Genomic DNA, 14,735 nt, shown 5'->3' on the forward strand with positions numbered 1-14,735 from the left:
TAAAACATGGCGTCGCCAGATTGCACCCTGGCGACGCTGCTTTTTGAGTTCAAGGTAAGGCTGTTTTATGGCACAGTTGATCGATCATCCTTTGCGCCACGCCACTGCGTCTGAGCTACATGCGCGGCCATTTCCTCATATTTCCGCCCCTGCGCGCGCGGCGTTTTTTGCCTATACCTCAGCGCAGAATGATTCTGGCCGCGATGAGGCGGCGGATCGGGCCCATTTCTTGCGTCTGCTCGATCATTACAACGTGGCCCATCCCGCTGAAACGGAGTCGCATTTTTTTGGTCAGTTAGGGGAGGTTTGGGTCAAATGGGAATGTCATACCGAATTTGTAACCTATACGGCTTTTGTCGATGGCCTGGGCGATGCAGCCTTCGATGGAAGTGAATTTGCGATCTTTCCCGCCGCGTGGCAGGCCGCTATGCCCGGAACAACGCTCAGCTCGACTTCGATAAGGGTTGAGGAAGACCAGGACACGCAAAGCATTAAGGACAAGCTGGACGGTTGGTTTGTCTCAGAAAGCTTGGCGGCCAGCCGGGTCTTGGACCGTGCGGCCGTTATTGCGGGGGATTACCGCATGGATGGCAATGGGAATATGCGTTTTGCGGTCTTTGTGCCGGCCTCGACCGGCCGGCGTCGTGTGGGGCGGATTGTTCAGCGTCTCAATGAGATTGAGGTCTATAAAACCATGTCGATGCTGGGCCTCATGCGCGCGCGCAGCTTGTCGGTAGAATTAAATGCCGTTGACACGAACCTGTCGGCTTTGGTGGCCGATTTGGCCGATGATCAGGTCTCGGCGGAAGATAACCTCAACGGATTGTTGAAACTCTCAGCAGATCTTGAGGGGCATTCGGCCGCGGTGGCCTATCGATTTTCCGCCAGCAAAGCCTATGCGGCAATTGTGGCGCAACGCATTGAAGTTTTGAGAGAATCCCAATTCGAAGGGCGTCAGAGCTTTCGCGAATTTATGATGCGCCGGTTTGATCCTGCCATGCGCACGGTCCAAGCGCTGGATAACCGACTCCAAGATCTCATTTCTCGGGCCATTCGCACCGGTGATTTGCTGCGGACGCGTGTCGACGTGGAGCGGCAAACGCAAAACCAGGAGCTTTTGAGCAGTATGAATCGCCGCGCAGATGTGCAGTTGCAGCTGCAACGAACCGTTGAGGGGCTGTCAGTCGTCGCAATAAGCTATTACGCCACGGGCCTGTCGCTTTATGTTCTGACGCCTTTGTCCGGTGTGATGGGCATGTCAAAAAGTGTTCTGACCACCGCAGTGGTGCCTTTGGTCGTGGGATCGGTCTATCTCGCCCTGCGCCGAATTCGCAAGCATATCCCGCATTGATTTAAAAGCCTCTTGACCTGTGCAAAAATGCAGGTCCAATTGCAGCCATGACAGATATATTGAGCGCCCGCCAATTGTTGGACCATTTGGTCTCTTTCCCAACGGTCAGTTCAGACACGAACTTGCCTCTCATTCACTTTGTGCGTGATTATTTCGCGCAGCATGGAATTGAAAGCGTGGTCTTTCCCAGTGAGGACGGCAATAAAGCCGGACTGGTGGCGCAGGTTGGGCCGAATGTGGCGGGCGGTGTGGCGCTTTCGGGCCATTCCGATGTTGTGCCGGTGGAAGGGCAGGACTGGAGTACAGATCCTTGGAAGGTGGTTGAAAAAGATGGCCGCCTCTATGGGCGCGGCACCTGCGATATGAAGGGGTTTGTGGCTTTGGCGATGGGAGCCATGGTGAAGGCCAACTCTCTCGACCTCAAACGCCCGCTGCAATTTGCCCTCTCGCGCGATGAGGAGGTCGGGCTGCTTGGTGCGCCGGATGTGGCGCGGGGCTTGCTGGAAAACTACGCGAAGGCTGACGCTGTGATTGTGGGGGAGCCGACTGAAATGCAGGTGGTGACTGGCCATAAGAGCTGCGATGATTTGCAATTTCATGTGCGCGGCAAAGAGGTGCATTCCTCACGCCTGCATGAAGGGGTGTCGGCCGTGATGTGCGCGGCGCGTTTTGTCGACTGGGTTCGGCAGCAAAATATTGAGAGCCAAGCCAAAACCCCGACGGCTACGGCGGCGCTTTATGATCCACCCTTCACGACCTTGCATGTGGGCGTTATCAATGGCGGCACGGCGCATAATATTACAGCGAAAGATTGTTATTTCTCAATCGATTTGCGCTGTGTGGGCGATGATCGCACAGAAGACTGGTTGGAAAAAATTCAAGCGCAAATTGATGTTATAGAAGCGGAGATGAAGGCTATAGATCCGAATAGCTTTTTCGATATGCATGTGATGCGCGGGCCCGCCGTTGTGCCCGAGGTGGAGGGCAAAGCCGAGGCCCTGGCGCGGCGCTTAACCGGTGACAATGGAACCCATACGGTGGCCTATGGCACCGATGGCGGGCATTTTCAGGCCAAAGGCTTTTCTGTCGTGGTCTGCGGTCCAGGCTCCATCGAACAAGCCCATCAACCCGACGAATTTATCGAATTGACTGAGTTTCAAGCGGGTGAGGCGATGCTGACGCGCTTATTGGACAGTTTGCAGACCGCTTAACCGCCCGTGTGGCTCATATGGCGGGACATCTTGCCGCCTTCATCGCCGCGGGAGTAATCGAAATCATGGCCCTTAGGTTTTGAGCCAATGGCCGCTCGAATGGCCTGTTCCAAAACAAGATTGCCTTCAGAGGCGCGCAGTGGCCCTCTCAGATCGGCGCTGCCTTCTTGGCCAAGGCAGGTGTAAATCTCACCGGTGCAAGTGACGCGCACACGATTGCAGCTTTCACAGAAATTATGAGTCAAAGGGGTGATCAGCCCGATGCGCTGCCCGGTCTCTTCAAGGCGAATATAACGCGCCGGGCCGCCAGTGCGGTCGGGCAGCTCCGTCAGGGTAAAGCGCCCGGCCAATTGATTTTGCAAGTCACTCAAGGCCCAATATTGCCCCACACGGTCCTCTTCACCCAGATCGCCCATAGGCATCACTTCAATGAATGTAAGATCCATGCCGCGTGCTGCGCAGAAGGCTGTGAGATCAAACAGCTCGTCTTCGTTGAACGCGCGCAGAGCCACCGTATTCAGCTTAACCTTCAAGCCGGCTGCAAGCGCGGCATCAATGCCGCGCAGCACATTTTGCAATTTGCCCCAGCGGGTGATTTTTGCAAATTTATCGGCATCAAGCGTATCGAGCGAGATATTGATCCGCCGCACACCGGCCGCATAAAGTTCGGCCGCGAAGCGGTGCAACTGGTTGCCATTGGTGGTTAAGGTCAGCTCATCCAAAGCGCCGCTTTGCAGATGGCGGGACATGGATTGGAAAAACGACATGATATCGCGCCGCACCAAAGGCTCGCCGCCTGTGATCCGCAATTTGCGCACGCCCAGCCCAATGAAAGTGCTGCAAAGGCGGTCAAGCTCTTCCAGAGTCAAAAGATCTTTTTTGGGCAAAAACGTCATGTTTTCCGACATGCAATAGACGCAGCGAAAATCGCAGCGATCCGTGACGGACAGGCGCAAATAAGTGATGGCGCGGGCAAAGGGATCAATCAAAGGGGCTGTCATGGGCGAACGGTATCCTTAAGCTGCTTCGATCACAAGTGTGATTTTGGTTGAAGCAAAGCAAGCTCAGACCTAAGCTGACGAAATACAGCAGGGCGCGGCGCAAGTGGGCTTGGGAGTGCTGTGGTGTTTGGAGGCACAGCTATGTTTTATTCGCCCAGCCGGTCATTTTGGCGCTCTGCCAGCGCTGGGGGTGGCCTGCGATGAGTGCCCGTGATCGGCGCCACGACTACCGGATCAAAGATGGTCTTTTCCCTCGCGATAGCCCTGTGCGCGTGCCTGAGTTTTTCAATATTGCTGAGGCCTGCTTAATGAGCCATGCGCGCGCGTTTCCTCAGGCTGTGGCTTTGATGGATTTGAGCCGCGATGCGCGGATGTGGACCTATGCGGAGATGGCGCAGGCGGCGGAGCGATTGGCGGCGGTTTGGCAAGGCGAGGGGGTGCGGCCAGGCGACCGGGTGGCGATTTTATTGCCGCAATGCGCCGAGGCTTTGATTGCGCATTTTGCAGCGCATTTGATTGGCGCGGTGTCCTTGCCGCTTTTTGTTCTGTTTGGCCCGGAGGCTTTGCGCTTTCGTCTGAAGGACAGCGGTGCAAAAATCCTCGTCAGTGATCACGCGCAATACCCAAAAATTTGCGAAATTGCGCCTGATCTTCCTGATTTGGATCAGGTTTACCTGCGTGAGGGGACCAGCGGGCAGGCAGATGGGCTTTGGAGTGCAATTGAAGCGCAGGATGCCGCCTACCGGCCGATACAGACCTTGGCGGAAGACCCTGCCATGATGATCTATACCTCTGGCACGACCGGAAATCCAAAAGGTGTTTTGCATGCACATCGGTTTCTTTTGGGCCACTTGCCCTGTTTGGAGCTGTCATTTGCGGATTTTCCCAATGGGGCAGATGTGGGTTGGACCCCGGCGGATTGGGCTTGGATTGGGGGCTTGATGGATATGGCGATCCCATGCTTCTATTTCCGCGTGCCGCTCGTGGCCAAACGCTTCGAGCGCTTCACCGCCGATGCGGCCTTTGATCTGATCCGTGATGCTCAGATTACCCGGGCGTTTCTGCCGCCCACGGCTTTGAAAATGATGCGCCAAGCCGAAGTGCCCGCCAGCGCGCGGTTGCGATCCATTTCATCGGGGGGCGAGCCGCTCTCTGCCGATCTTATAGAGTGGGCGAAGGCGGCATTGGGCGCAGAGGTGAATGAGCTTTATGGTCAAACGGAGTGCAACCTCAGCGCCGGATCGGCCCGCAGCTGGGATGTTGCGCAGGAGGGATGGATCGGCCAGGCCTTCCCGGGGTTCGACATGCGCATTTTAGATGAGCGGGGCCGGGCCGTTGAAGTGGGGCAGATTGGGCAAATCTGCGTGCATCGTGACACGCCGAGCATGTTTTTGCGCTATTGGAACCAACCGGAAAAAACCGCTGAGCGGTTTTTGGGCGCCTATCTGGTGACGGGTGATATGGGGCGTATGGATGCGCAGGGCTATGTGCAATTCATGGCCCGTGATGATGATGTCATCACGTCAAGCGGGTATCGGATTGGCCCCACAGAGATTGAGGCTGTATTGGCACGCGCGCCGCAAGTGGTCATGGCCGCAGTTGTGGCCGCGCCCGATGCGACACGGGGCCATGTGATTGGTGCCTATGTTACAGTCAATGGGCTGCTGGAGCCGGGTTTCGAAGCGGGTTTGATTGCGCAAGTGGCGGCGCAATTGTCGCCGCATATGGCGCCGAAATGGGTGCGGGTCTTGGAGGCGATGCCCATGACCGCCACCGGCAAAATTCGCCGCCTTGATCTTAGGGAAATGGCCGCCCAAGCGCATGAGCCAGCACAAACAGGCGGATAGCGGAGGCCAGGCCTATTTCAACCCCGCGCGCATGGTCAATTTTAACGGCCAAAGCGTTGATCGCCTTGCCCTGTTCTTGGGCAATTCGCAGAAACTCCAACCAAAATTCATCTTCCAGCGAGACGCTGGTGCGGTGACCATTGAGGGTGAGGGAGCGTTTCTTGGGCCTTTGCATCATGGATCACGCTTGTGTTGATCCAAATGTTGCACCTGTGCTGCGTTTTTAGTTTCTTGCAGGCGTTTTTGGGCTTTGCTGCGGCCAAACTTCACAGAGTTTTCCACCGCGCGGGTCGATTTTTCGGCCCGCGCTGTGGCTTTTCGAAACCTGTTGAGATTGACCGGCGCGCTCATTTTGGTCCGATCATCAACTCAGGGCGCACGACCTTGTCAAAAGTGGCTTCATCTACAAAGCCAAGCGCGATGGCCTCTTGCTTCAAGGTGGTGCCGTTTTTATGGGCAGTTTTGGCCACGGTGGTGGCATTGTCATAGCCAATTTCAGGGGCCAAAGCGGTGACAAGCATCAGGCTTTCGCGCATCAACTTGTCAATTTGATCGCGGTTCGCTGTTATGCCAGTGACGCAATTGTCGGTAAAGGCCTGTGCAGCATCGCCGAGCAATTGCATGGATTGCAAGACGTTATAGGCCATCATCGGCTTGTAGACGTTCAGCTCAAAGTGGCCTTGACTGCCGGCAAAACCCACCGCCGCATCATTGCCCAGCACATGGGCGCAGACCTGTGTGAGCGCTTCGCATTGGGTGGGGTTAACCTTGCCAGGCATGATGGAGCTGCCGGGCTCATTCTCTGGCAACATCAATTCACCCAATCCACAGCGCGGACCGGAGCCGAGCAACCGGATGTCGTTGGCGATCTTAAATAGGCTGACCGCCGCTGTTTTCAGAGCGCCAGACATCTCAACCATCGCATCATGCGCGGCGAGGGCTTCGAATTTATTCGGCGCGGTGACAAAGGGCAAACCGGTGATTTGCGCCATGTTTTGCGCCACCATTTCGCCCCAACCCACGGGGGTGTTGAGCCCTGTACCCACGGCCGTGCCGCCCTGCGCCAGCTCATAAATGCGCGGCAGGGCGCCCTCGACGCGGGCGATGGCCATGGCCACCTGATGGGTGTAGCCGGAAAACTCCTGCGCCAGAGTGAGCGGGGTGGCGTCCATCGTATGGGTGCGGCCAATCTTGATGATCCCGTCAAACTCTTCGGTTTTTGCCTGCAAAGCTGCGTGCAAGGCGCGCAGACCGGGCAGGGTCACATCTCTTGCGGTCATGGCTGTGGCAATATGCATGGCTGTGGGGAAGGTGTCATTGGAAGACTGGCCCATATTGCAATGATCATTGGGATGCACCGGATCTTTCGAGCCAATCACCCCGCCCATCATTTCAATCGCACGGTTGGCAATCACCTCATTGGCGTTCATGTTGGACTGCGTGCCAGAGCCCGTTTGCCACACCACCAGCGGAAAGTGATCATCAAGCAGGCCCTTCGCGACTTCGCTTGCCGCCTCTTGGATGGCTTTGCCCTTGTCTTCAGGCAGTTTGCCAAGGGCCGTATTGGCCATGGCGCAGCCCTGTTTAATGACCCCAAGCGCGCGGACGATTGCGATGGGTTGCTTTTCCCAACCGATCGGAAAGTTGATCAGCGATCTTTGGGTTTGTGCACCCCAATATTTGTCAGAAGGAACGTCTAATGGACCGAAGCTGTCGGTCTCTACGCGTGTTGTGGTCATGGGATGCCCTTTCGTTATCTGCTCAAAGGTTTACCCATGCAGCGCTCTAGGCGCAATGCGCTCTGTCGCGCGCGCTATTGTTTTCGAAAGCTGTCTAGGCTGACAACCTGCGCTTCTTCTCTAATCTCGTCATCAGCCTCGGCATTTTCATGCATCGGCGCCTCTGCGGCTTCCGGCGCATCCTCTTCGATCTGCTCAAAGCGCAGGCCGAATTCAACGGAAGGGTCCACAAAGGTGCGCAGCGCCAAAAACGGAATGTAGAGCGGCTCGGGCGAATCGCCGAAATTCAGGGTGATGGAGAACCCTTCATCGGTGACATTGAGATTATCAAACCAATGTTGCACCACGATTGTCATTTCGTCGGGGTAGCGCTCGAGCAGCCAATCAGGGATCAGCACGCCCGCATACATCGTGTTGAAGGTGATGAAAAAATGATGATCTCCGGGCAATTCTCCCACGTCAGCAATATCTTGCAACAAGCGCTTAATTAAACCGCGCATTGCATCATGCATCATGCTGCCATAGTCGATCATTTTCATGTCCAATCTTCCAAATCTGATTGCGCTGCACTCTAGGGTATTTTGCCAGAAACGAAAGGGCTGTAGGCTGCCTAAAAGGTGGAAACCCCGACGGATAAAAGCGCCATAAGGGGCAAAGTCCACAGAATATCCCACTTCCGCCACAGCAAAAGCAGGGCTGCGAGGGCGGAAAAGCTGAGGGACAGCGGGTCCAACGAGCCCGGATCAGGCAGGGACAGATCTAGCGGGCCAAGGGTCCAACCCCTATGGCTGGCAAACCAGATTTGCCCGGCAAACCATATGGAAAGACTGGCAATCACCCCAACCACCGCAGCCGTGATCCCAGCGAGGGCACGCGCCAACCATGCGATGGACATCAGCCGTTCCAGATGGGGGGCAAAGAGGAAAATCCATAAAAAGCACGGAAGGAAAGTCACCCAAAGCGTTAGCAGGCCGGCCATGAACGCGAGGGCGAGCCCTCCAGCTTGAAACCCAGCCAGAAAGCCCACGAATTGCGTGACGAGGATGAGTGGACCGGGCGTGGTTTCCGCCAACCCCAAGGCGTCGATCATCTGCGGCGCTGTCAGCCAGTTCAAATCAGTCACGGCGGTTTGCCCAAGATATCCCAAAACCGCATAGGCTCCGCCAAAGGTGACCACCGCCAAGGTTGAAAAAAGCAGGGCGACTTTGGTCAAAAACACCTCTTTCATGCTCCAAAGAATTGCAATCGGCAGCGCCCAGAGCGCGGCAATGAGGCTGGAAGCGGCCAGAGTGCTTTGCTGGAGGGGCGGGGTATGGTTTTTCGGCTCTGCGGCTACGGGCAGGGCTGCCACGCCCCAAAGCGCCGCCCCCAAAACCACCCAAGGATAGGGCAGACCGAACAGCGCAATGGCGCAAAAGCTGCTGGCGGCAATCGCCCAGGCCATGGGCTCGATCAAAGCCCGGGTGCAAATTTTGAGCAAGGCTTGTAGCACGATGACGATGACGCAGGCTTTGATCCCGGTGAATGCGGCCTGGCTCCAGCCCGTATGTCCAAAGTTGACGTAAGCCCAAGCCAAAGCAAAAATCACACAGGCGCCGGGAAGGATGAACAAGGTTCCGCCGATAAATCCGCCCCGCAGCCCATGCAGCCGCCAGCCAAGGTAGGTGGCCAATTGCATCGCCTCCGGGCCGGGCAGCAACATGCAAAATGACAGCGCTCTGAGGAAATCTTGCTGTGACACCCACCCGCGTTTGTCGACCACCTCATCTTGCATCAAGGCGATTTGCGCCGCAGGGCCCCCAAAAGAGAGCAGCCCAATTTTTGCCGCAACGGAAGTGAATTGCGTCAAAGAGACCTGGGATGTGGCCTGATTTTGCACGGATGAATGCTCCTTTTCGGCCTAGGTGAAAATGCCGCAAGAGCGGCTGCGGTACAAGGTGTAAAAGACCTCTGCATACCCGAGCCGCCACGCCAAAACATTATGCCCGGTGGCAACACCGGGCTGCGCCTGACTGCCCACGGCAGGCGCATTCACCATCTGGGTATACTGGTATATATGGTTATGGCTCAAATCTTGCAGTGATATCACCACAAGTCAGATGCGCAGGCCCAGGCCGGCGCTCTCCTCATTTCGTGTTGAAATGGCGTTATGCAGAGGCCTTTATAATATTGCACCTTTGGTTTTTGGCCGCTCATGCGTCGCAAAATGGCGTGACCTGGCGCAAAAATGGGTTACACCGAGCCGGAGCCTGCGGGAGATGAGCGGATGACGATATTATTGGGCGTTGATACGGGCGGCACCTATACAGATGCGGTGCTGATCCGCGACGACACCGATGTGATTGCCAGTGCTAAATCTCTGACCACGCGTGCCGATTTGGCGCTGGGCATTGGCTCTGCGGTGCGGGCCGTATTGGCCGAGGCCGATGTTGCGCCTGGTGAGATTGCCTTGGCCTCTTTGTCGACAACTCTGGCCACCAATGCTCTGGTTGAGGGGCAAGGGGGTCGTGTGGGGTTGGTCTATATCGGATTTGATGCGCGGGATTTGGACAGCCATGGGCTGAAAGAGGCGCTGAAGGGTGATCCGGTGATCACGCTGAGTGGCGGACATGATCATGCGGGCGGGCAGGCCGCTCCTCTGGATGAAGCTGCGCTGCGCGCGTGGTTGGAAGAAGATCAAGGCGTATCGGCCTATGCGGTGGCTGCGCAATTTGCCACGCGCAATGCCGCCCATGAGCTGCGCGCCGCTGAGGTCATTAGGCAGGTTACAGGCCGCCCTGTCAGCGCGTCGCATCACCTATCCTCAAAGCTCAATGGACCCAAACGGGCGTTGACGGCAGTGTTGAATGCCCGATTGATCGGGATGACCCATAAGCTCATTGGTCGGGCCGAGGATATTTTGCGCGAAATTGGCCTCTCCGCACCTCTGATGGTCGTGCGCGGCGACGGAGCTTTGATCTCTTCGCAAAAGGCCAAGGAGCGGCCCATTGAAACCATTCTGAGCGGTCCTGCCGCTTCCATTGTGGGCGCCCGTTGGATGACGGGACGCGATCATGCTTTGGTGTCTGATATTGGCGGGACCACGACGGATATCGCCCTGTTGCGTGATGGACAGCCGCAGATTGACCCGGCTGGGGCGCAGGTTGGCCCCTATCGCACGATGGTCGAGGCGGTGGCCATGCGCACAACTGGTTTGGGTGGGGACAGTGAGGTGCATTTTCGCTCTGAGGGTCTTGCGGGCGGGGTCACCTTGGGCCCGCGCCGGGTCTTGCCGATGTCATTGATCGCCCGAGAGGCGCCAGAGGTGGTATTGCCCGCCCTTGATCGGCAGCTGCGCGCGGTCATGCCCGGCGACTATGATGGGCAATTCGTGCGCGCGGTGCCAGGCGGCGACACCGCCGGTCTCAGCGCCCGTGATCAGGCCGTATTTGACCGCATAGGCCCGCAGACCCATCCTCTGGACCGGCTTTTGTCCACGCGGGTCGAATACCTGTCTATTCAACGCCTGGTGGCGCGTGGCTTGGTGCAGCTCTCCGGTGTCACCCCCTCCGATGCCAGCCATGTCTTGGGGCTATTAGACGCTTGGGACCGTGAGGCGGCGGCGATTGGTCTGGCTTTGATGGGGCGCAGGCGCACGGGAGCCGGCGAGCCTTTGGCGCGGGCGCCCGAGGATATGGCGAAAATCATTATTGATCAACTCACCGCTCAAACCTCTCAAGCCCTGCTCACGGCGGCCTTTGCGGAGGAGATCGACCCCTATAGCGGCGCGCCGGCGGAATTGGCCGGCCATGAGCTGCTGCGGCGCGGATTGCGGCGCGCGGGGGGATTGGTGAAGATCGAAGCCTGTCTGGATGTGGCTGTGATCGGGCTTGGGGCTTCGGCGGCCACCTATTACCCGGCAGTGGGCGAGGCGCTGAAGTGCGATGTTATTTTGCCCGAGCATGCCGCCGTGGCCAATGCCATTGGCGCCGTCGTTGGACGCATCACGATGCGGCGCTCCGGCACAATCACGGCGCCGTCCGAAGGAGTCTTTCGGGTGCATTTTACCGCGGGACCGCAGGATTTTCATAGCGAGGATGACGCCTTGCTGGCGCTGGAGACTTGGCTATGTGACAGCGCGCGCGCCGAGGTGGAGGAGAGCGGCAGCGACACTGTACAGGTCTCAAGCCATCGTGATATCAAACGGGCGCGCAGCGAGGCGCGTGAGATATTTATTGAGGCCGTGATTTCAGTCGAAGCAACCGGTCGGCCCCGCGTTGCGCGGGAGTAGGGACGTCGAAGGCAGAGGGGTCCTTGATTTTTTGCGGATAGTTTTGTGAGTATGTATTTTATTAATCGATTTCGACGACAGTAATTGAAGGAAATAACATTGAAACCGCGCATTGTTCCGAGTCTCGCTTTGGCGCTTGGCCTGTGGTGTTGTATGCCCATAGTTGGATTGGCCCATGAGGGCGTCAAGTGTTCCGAACGCAATCTGGATCAAGCCATTCGGGCTTTGGGATCCCGCAGGGCCGCTGAAACCTATTTCACCCCTTATATCACCCTCACGAAAAAGGATGTCTATTGGGCGCGCAGTGAATATCGCATTGTGGGATTGACTGACAATCAGAGCCGATCTGAGGTGCATGGCACAACCCAATGGAACGGGGTTGAGATGACATTGATGTATCATGAGGCGGCACAGGTGCTTTGGGTGACCATGCAGCCGTGGCGCAAGGGCCAGGTCATTCCGACGGTGGCCTATACCAAATGCGCAACGCTTGATTGATGTGAAGACCAGGTATGTGAGGGGGGAAGGTGCAGGTTTCTGTTGCCAGGTACCTGCGGACCCCGCCTGACGCTGCAAGGCGACAGGGCTTAAGGTTTCAATGTTTCGGACTGCTTACGCAGCCAGAGCCATTGGAGCTTTGTTGTCATTTGCAACTAGCTTAAATGAACCGATAACGGTGGTATCTCACCGAGCCAAAGCTAACCCCTTTAGACGTCCGTCGATCCTATTTCAGCCCCATCTGTCCCCAAATGAGGGAGGTTTGGTGGAGCTGCCGGGTACCGCCCCCGGGTCCGATCCGTTTATTACGAGCGCGTTTATGACCATAGTCCCGAGGGACAGATCAGATGTAATGCGCTTTGCGCGCAATTAAAAGGGGCGCGAGAGGCTAAATTCACAAAGAGCTGGATAAGTTTTCGTGCCGGCCTCTGGCACTTGGGCGCGATTGGCGTTAGCAGGAGAGGATTGTATAATCCTGGAGAGCCCAATGTTTAACGCCTTAGTTGTTGAGAAAACGGAAACCGGCACCCAAGCCGATCTGCGGCAAATCTCATATGACGATTTACCCGCGGGCGATGTGACTGTGGCGGTTGACTATTCTACCGTGAATTACAAAGACGGTCTGTGCATCGGTCCGGGCGGTGGTTTGGTCCGCGTTTATCCGCATGTGCCAGGAATTGATTTTGCAGGCACTGTCGAAAGCTCCGATGATCCGCGCTATCGTCCGGGGGATAAAGTCATTCTGACCGGCTGGCGCGTTGGCGAGGTCCATTGGGGCGGCTATGCGCAAAAGGCGCGGGTCAAGGCAGATTTCCTTGTACCTCTGCCGCACGGGTTGACGACCCGCCAGGCTATGGCTGTGGGCACTGCTGGCCTTACGGCCATGTTGGCCGTTATGGCGCTTGAAAATCACGGGCTTGAGCCGGGCAAGGCGCCTGTTTTGGTCACCGGTGCGGCGGGCGGTGTGGGCTCGGTTGCCACCGCGCTTTTGGCCAATTTGGGCTATGAGGTGGCTGCGGTCACGGGCCGTCCTGAGACAGCAGATTATCTTACCGCCCTAGGGGCAACGCAGATTGTCGCGCGCAGTGAAATCAACGAGGTGACCAAACGGCCCCTTGAAGCGGAGCGCTGGGCGGGCTGTGTTGATGCGGTGGGCGGCGACATGCTGGCGCGGGTCTTGGGGCAAATGTGCTATGGCGCTTCTGTGGCGGCTGTGGGCCTGGCGGGCGGGGCAAGCCTGCCGGCGACGGTCATTCCCTTTCTGCTGCGGGGAGTGAACCTCTTGGGCATCGACAGCGTGATGCAACCTTTTGAAAATCGGCAAAAGGCTTGGGCAAGGATCGCAAAAGATCTGCCACTCTCTAAGCTTGAAGGCATGATTGTTCCGGCGGTTCTGTCTGATCTGCCGCGCTTGGGTAAAGACATTCTCAAAGGCCAAGTGCAGGGCCGCGTTGTGGTTGACGTGAACGCCTAAGACCCGCAAGGTGAGGTCCAATTGGGCCTCATCTTACAGCGGCTCGCAAATCCCGTTCCTCGTCTGGCTCGCCCGAGGAGCCATCTGTCAAGGACCAACGCCATGCAGCTTGATCTAGAGTTTATCCGTCAAAATTTCCCGGCCTTCGACGTGCCGTCTTTACAGGGGCAATCATTTTTCGAAAATGCTGGGGGCTCTTACACTTGCGTGCAAGTTCAGGATCGTCTGGCCCGCTTCTACCGGGAGCGTAAAGTACAACCCTATGCGCCTTATGAGGCGTCGCGTTTGGGCGGGGAAGAAATGGACGAGGCCCGCTCTCGCCTGGCCGCTATGCTGGGGGTGCAGAGTGATGAGCTGACCTTTGGGCCCTCCACCACCCAAAATACCTATGTTTTGGCGCAAGCGGTCGGGCAATGGCTGGAACCGGGGCAGTCCATCATTGTCACCAATCAAGACCATGAGGCCAATTCGGGCCCTTGGCGGCGCTTGGCCGAACGTGGGGTTGAAGTGAAAGAATGGGCCATTGATCCGCAAACCGGTCTGCTGGATCCACAAGATTTGCAGGCTCTGCTGGACCCATCTGTGCGGATGGTGTGCTTTCCGCATTGCTCCAATGTAATCGCGGCGGTCAACCCCGTGGCGGAAATCACCGCGATGATCCGTGCGGCAGGTGCTTACTCTTGTGTTGATGGCGTGAGTTACGCGCCGCATGGCTTTGTGAATGTGTCGGAGTTAGGCGCGGATATCTACCTGTTTTCCGCCTATAAAACCTATGGGCCGCATCAAGGGCTGATGGTGATCCGGCGTGATCTTGGAATGCGCCTTCCCAATCAAGGGCATTATTTTAACGAAGGCAGCCTGTATAAGCGTTTTACACCCGCCGGTCCCGATCATGCTCAGGTGGCGGCCTGCGCGGGCATGGCCGATTATATGGATGCGGTCTATGCTCACCACTTTTCAGTGGAGGCCACAGCTGCACAGCGGGCTGCAAAGGTGCATGATCTGTTTAGAGATCATGAGGCACGTTTGGCTCAACCTATTTTAGACTATCTGAGCGCTAAAAATTCCGTACATTTGCTTGGCCCGGCTGAGGCTCAAAATCGCGCGCCAACCATTGCCGTGCAACTCTCTATGCCGGGTGAGGTGGCGGCCGAGAAGCTGGCCCCTTTCGGCGTTATGGCGGGGGGTGGTGATTTTTACGCGGTGCGCCCCTTGTCAGCGCTTGGCATTGCGCCAGAGCACGGGGTGCTGCGCCTGTCATTTGTGCATTATACCGGTCCCGATGATGTTGACCGGCTGTTAAATGCCCTAGATCACGTTCTATAGCGGTTTGTGAAGGACGCG

Annotated in this window: 14 protein-coding genes and 1 other RNA gene; 7 read left to right on the top strand and 8 right to left on the bottom strand. The window is 57.0% G+C overall.

Annotated elements, in window-relative coordinates:
* The first annotated feature begins 67 nt into the window (after nucleotides 1–67).
* Entirely contained in the window at nucleotides 68–1,351 is a 1,284-nt protein-coding gene (locus tag RCA23_RS05460) for a DUF3422 family protein (RefSeq protein WP_044049456.1), read from the top strand.
* 47 nt (nucleotides 1,352–1,398) lie between these two features.
* On the top strand, nucleotides 1,399–2,562 hold the full coding sequence (gene argE / locus RCA23_RS05465; protein ID WP_044049457.1) for an acetylornithine deacetylase: 1,164 nt from the start codon (nucleotides 1,399–1,401) through the stop codon (nucleotides 2,560–2,562).
* Here argE and moaA read toward each other — a convergent pair.
* Nucleotides 2,559–3,563, bottom strand: coding sequence for a GTP 3',8-cyclase MoaA (moaA, locus tag RCA23_RS05470; protein ID WP_044049458.1), 1,005 nt, complete (start codon nucleotides 3,561–3,563; stop codon nucleotides 2,559–2,561). The genes argE and moaA overlap by 4 nt on opposite strands.
* Nucleotides 3,564–3,763: 200 nt before the next feature.
* On the opposite strand from moaA, the gene RCA23_RS05475 reads away from it, so the two are divergent.
* The gene (locus RCA23_RS05475; RefSeq protein WP_044049459.1) at nucleotides 3,764–5,410 is read left to right on the top strand and encodes an AMP-binding protein; all 1,647 of its coding nucleotides are present in this window, start codon (nucleotides 3,764–3,766) and stop codon (nucleotides 5,408–5,410) included.
* Here RCA23_RS05475 and RCA23_RS16220 read toward each other — a convergent pair.
* From RCA23_RS16220 to RCA23_RS16430, 6 genes are all read right to left on the bottom strand, one after another.
* Nucleotides 5,361–5,588, bottom strand: a complete 228-nt coding sequence (locus RCA23_RS16220; RefSeq protein ID WP_081870904.1) for a ribbon-helix-helix domain-containing protein — start codon at nucleotides 5,586–5,588, stop codon at nucleotides 5,361–5,363. The two genes, RCA23_RS05475 and RCA23_RS16220, sit on opposite strands and share 50 nt — an antisense overlap.
* On the bottom strand, nucleotides 5,585–5,761 hold the full coding sequence (locus RCA23_RS05485) for a DUF4169 family protein (RefSeq protein WP_044049461.1): 177 nt from the start codon (nucleotides 5,759–5,761) through the stop codon (nucleotides 5,585–5,587). The genes RCA23_RS16220 and RCA23_RS05485 overlap by 4 nt, the downstream gene beginning before the upstream one ends.
* Nucleotides 5,758–7,149, bottom strand: coding sequence for a class II fumarate hydratase (gene fumC, locus RCA23_RS05490; RefSeq protein WP_044049462.1), 1,392 nt, complete (start codon nucleotides 7,147–7,149; stop codon nucleotides 5,758–5,760). Before fumC ends, RCA23_RS05485 begins: the two co-directional genes overlap by 4 nt.
* A gap of 74 nt (nucleotides 7,150–7,223) precedes the next feature.
* Nucleotides 7,224–7,688: an SspB family protein gene (locus RCA23_RS05495; RefSeq protein ID WP_044049463.1), complete on the bottom strand. Its 465-nt coding sequence runs from the start codon at nucleotides 7,686–7,688 to the stop codon at nucleotides 7,224–7,226.
* Nucleotides 7,689–7,759: 71 nt separating this feature from the next.
* A complete protein-coding gene (chrA, locus tag RCA23_RS05500) occupies nucleotides 7,760–9,028 on the bottom strand; it encodes a chromate efflux transporter (protein WP_236631402.1) in 1,269 nt (422 codons plus the stop codon).
* A gap of 21 nt (nucleotides 9,029–9,049) precedes the next feature.
* Nucleotides 9,050–9,187 carry a hypothetical protein gene (locus tag RCA23_RS16430; RefSeq protein WP_169701342.1) on the bottom strand — a complete coding sequence of 46 codons (138 nt, stop codon included), beginning with the start codon at nucleotides 9,185–9,187 and terminating at the stop codon, nucleotides 9,050–9,052.
* A 228-nt stretch (nucleotides 9,188–9,415) separates the two neighbouring features.
* Between RCA23_RS16430 and RCA23_RS05505 the strand changes: the two genes are divergently transcribed.
* Together RCA23_RS05505 and RCA23_RS05510 are read left to right on the top strand one after the other, a co-directional pair.
* Nucleotides 9,416–11,419, top strand: a complete 2,004-nt coding sequence (locus RCA23_RS05505; protein WP_044051324.1) for a hydantoinase/oxoprolinase N-terminal domain-containing protein — start codon at nucleotides 9,416–9,418, stop codon at nucleotides 11,417–11,419.
* Between the two features lie 99 nt (nucleotides 11,420–11,518).
* Nucleotides 11,519–11,917 carry a hypothetical protein gene (locus tag RCA23_RS05510; protein ID WP_169701343.1) on the top strand — a complete coding sequence of 133 codons (399 nt, stop codon included), beginning with the start codon at nucleotides 11,519–11,521 and terminating at the stop codon, nucleotides 11,915–11,917.
* 28 nt (nucleotides 11,918–11,945) lie between these two features.
* Here RCA23_RS05510 and ssrA read toward each other — a convergent pair.
* Nucleotides 11,946–12,296: a transfer-messenger RNA gene (gene ssrA, locus RCA23_RS16225) on the bottom strand.
* Between the two features lie 108 nt (nucleotides 12,297–12,404).
* Here ssrA and acuI point away from each other — a divergent pair.
* A complete protein-coding gene (gene acuI, locus RCA23_RS05515; RefSeq protein ID WP_044049465.1) occupies nucleotides 12,405–13,391 on the top strand; it encodes an acryloyl-CoA reductase in 987 nt (328 codons plus the stop codon).
* Nucleotides 13,392–13,493: 102 nt separating this feature from the next.
* The gene (locus RCA23_RS05520; protein WP_044049466.1) at nucleotides 13,494–14,717 is read left to right on the top strand and encodes an aminotransferase class V-fold PLP-dependent enzyme; all 1,224 of its coding nucleotides are present in this window, start codon (nucleotides 13,494–13,496) and stop codon (nucleotides 14,715–14,717) included.
* The last annotated feature ends 18 nt before the right edge of the window (nucleotides 14,718–14,735 follow it).

The organism is Planktomarina temperata RCA23, from assembly GCF_000738435.1.
GTDB lineage: Bacteria > Pseudomonadota > Alphaproteobacteria > Rhodobacterales > Rhodobacteraceae > Planktomarina > Planktomarina temperata.

Excerpts from the sequence above, each read along its gene's own strand:
- moaA (WP_044049458.1), bottom strand. The coding sequence starts at position 3,563 with ATGACAGCCCCTTTGATTGATCCCTTTGCCCGCGCCATCACTTATTTG.
- fumC (WP_044049462.1), bottom strand. The coding sequence starts at position 7,149 with ATGACCACAACACGCGTAGAGACCGACAGCTTCGGTCCATTAGACGTT.
- RCA23_RS05495 (WP_044049463.1), bottom strand. The coding sequence starts at position 7,688 with ATGAAAATGATCGACTATGGCAGCATGATGCATGATGCAATGCGCGGT.
- RCA23_RS05460 (WP_044049456.1), top strand. The coding sequence starts at position 68 with ATGGCACAGTTGATCGATCATCCTTTGCGCCACGCCACTGCGTCTGAG.
- argE (WP_044049457.1), top strand. The coding sequence starts at position 1,399 with ATGACAGATATATTGAGCGCCCGCCAATTGTTGGACCATTTGGTCTCT.
- RCA23_RS05475 (WP_044049459.1), top strand. The coding sequence starts at position 3,764 with ATGAGTGCCCGTGATCGGCGCCACGACTACCGGATCAAAGATGGTCTT.
- RCA23_RS16220 (WP_081870904.1), bottom strand. The coding sequence starts at position 5,588 with ATGATGCAAAGGCCCAAGAAACGCTCCCTCACCCTCAATGGTCACCGC.
- RCA23_RS05485 (WP_044049461.1), bottom strand. The coding sequence starts at position 5,761 with ATGAGCGCGCCGGTCAATCTCAACAGGTTTCGAAAAGCCACAGCGCGG.
- RCA23_RS16430 (WP_169701342.1), bottom strand. The coding sequence starts at position 9,187 with ATGGTGAATGCGCCTGCCGTGGGCAGTCAGGCGCAGCCCGGTGTTGCC.
- acuI (WP_044049465.1), top strand. The coding sequence starts at position 12,405 with ATGTTTAACGCCTTAGTTGTTGAGAAAACGGAAACCGGCACCCAAGCC.
- RCA23_RS05520 (WP_044049466.1), top strand. The coding sequence starts at position 13,494 with ATGCAGCTTGATCTAGAGTTTATCCGTCAAAATTTCCCGGCCTTCGAC.
- RCA23_RS05505 (WP_044051324.1), top strand. The coding sequence starts at position 9,416 with ATGACGATATTATTGGGCGTTGATACGGGCGGCACCTATACAGATGCG.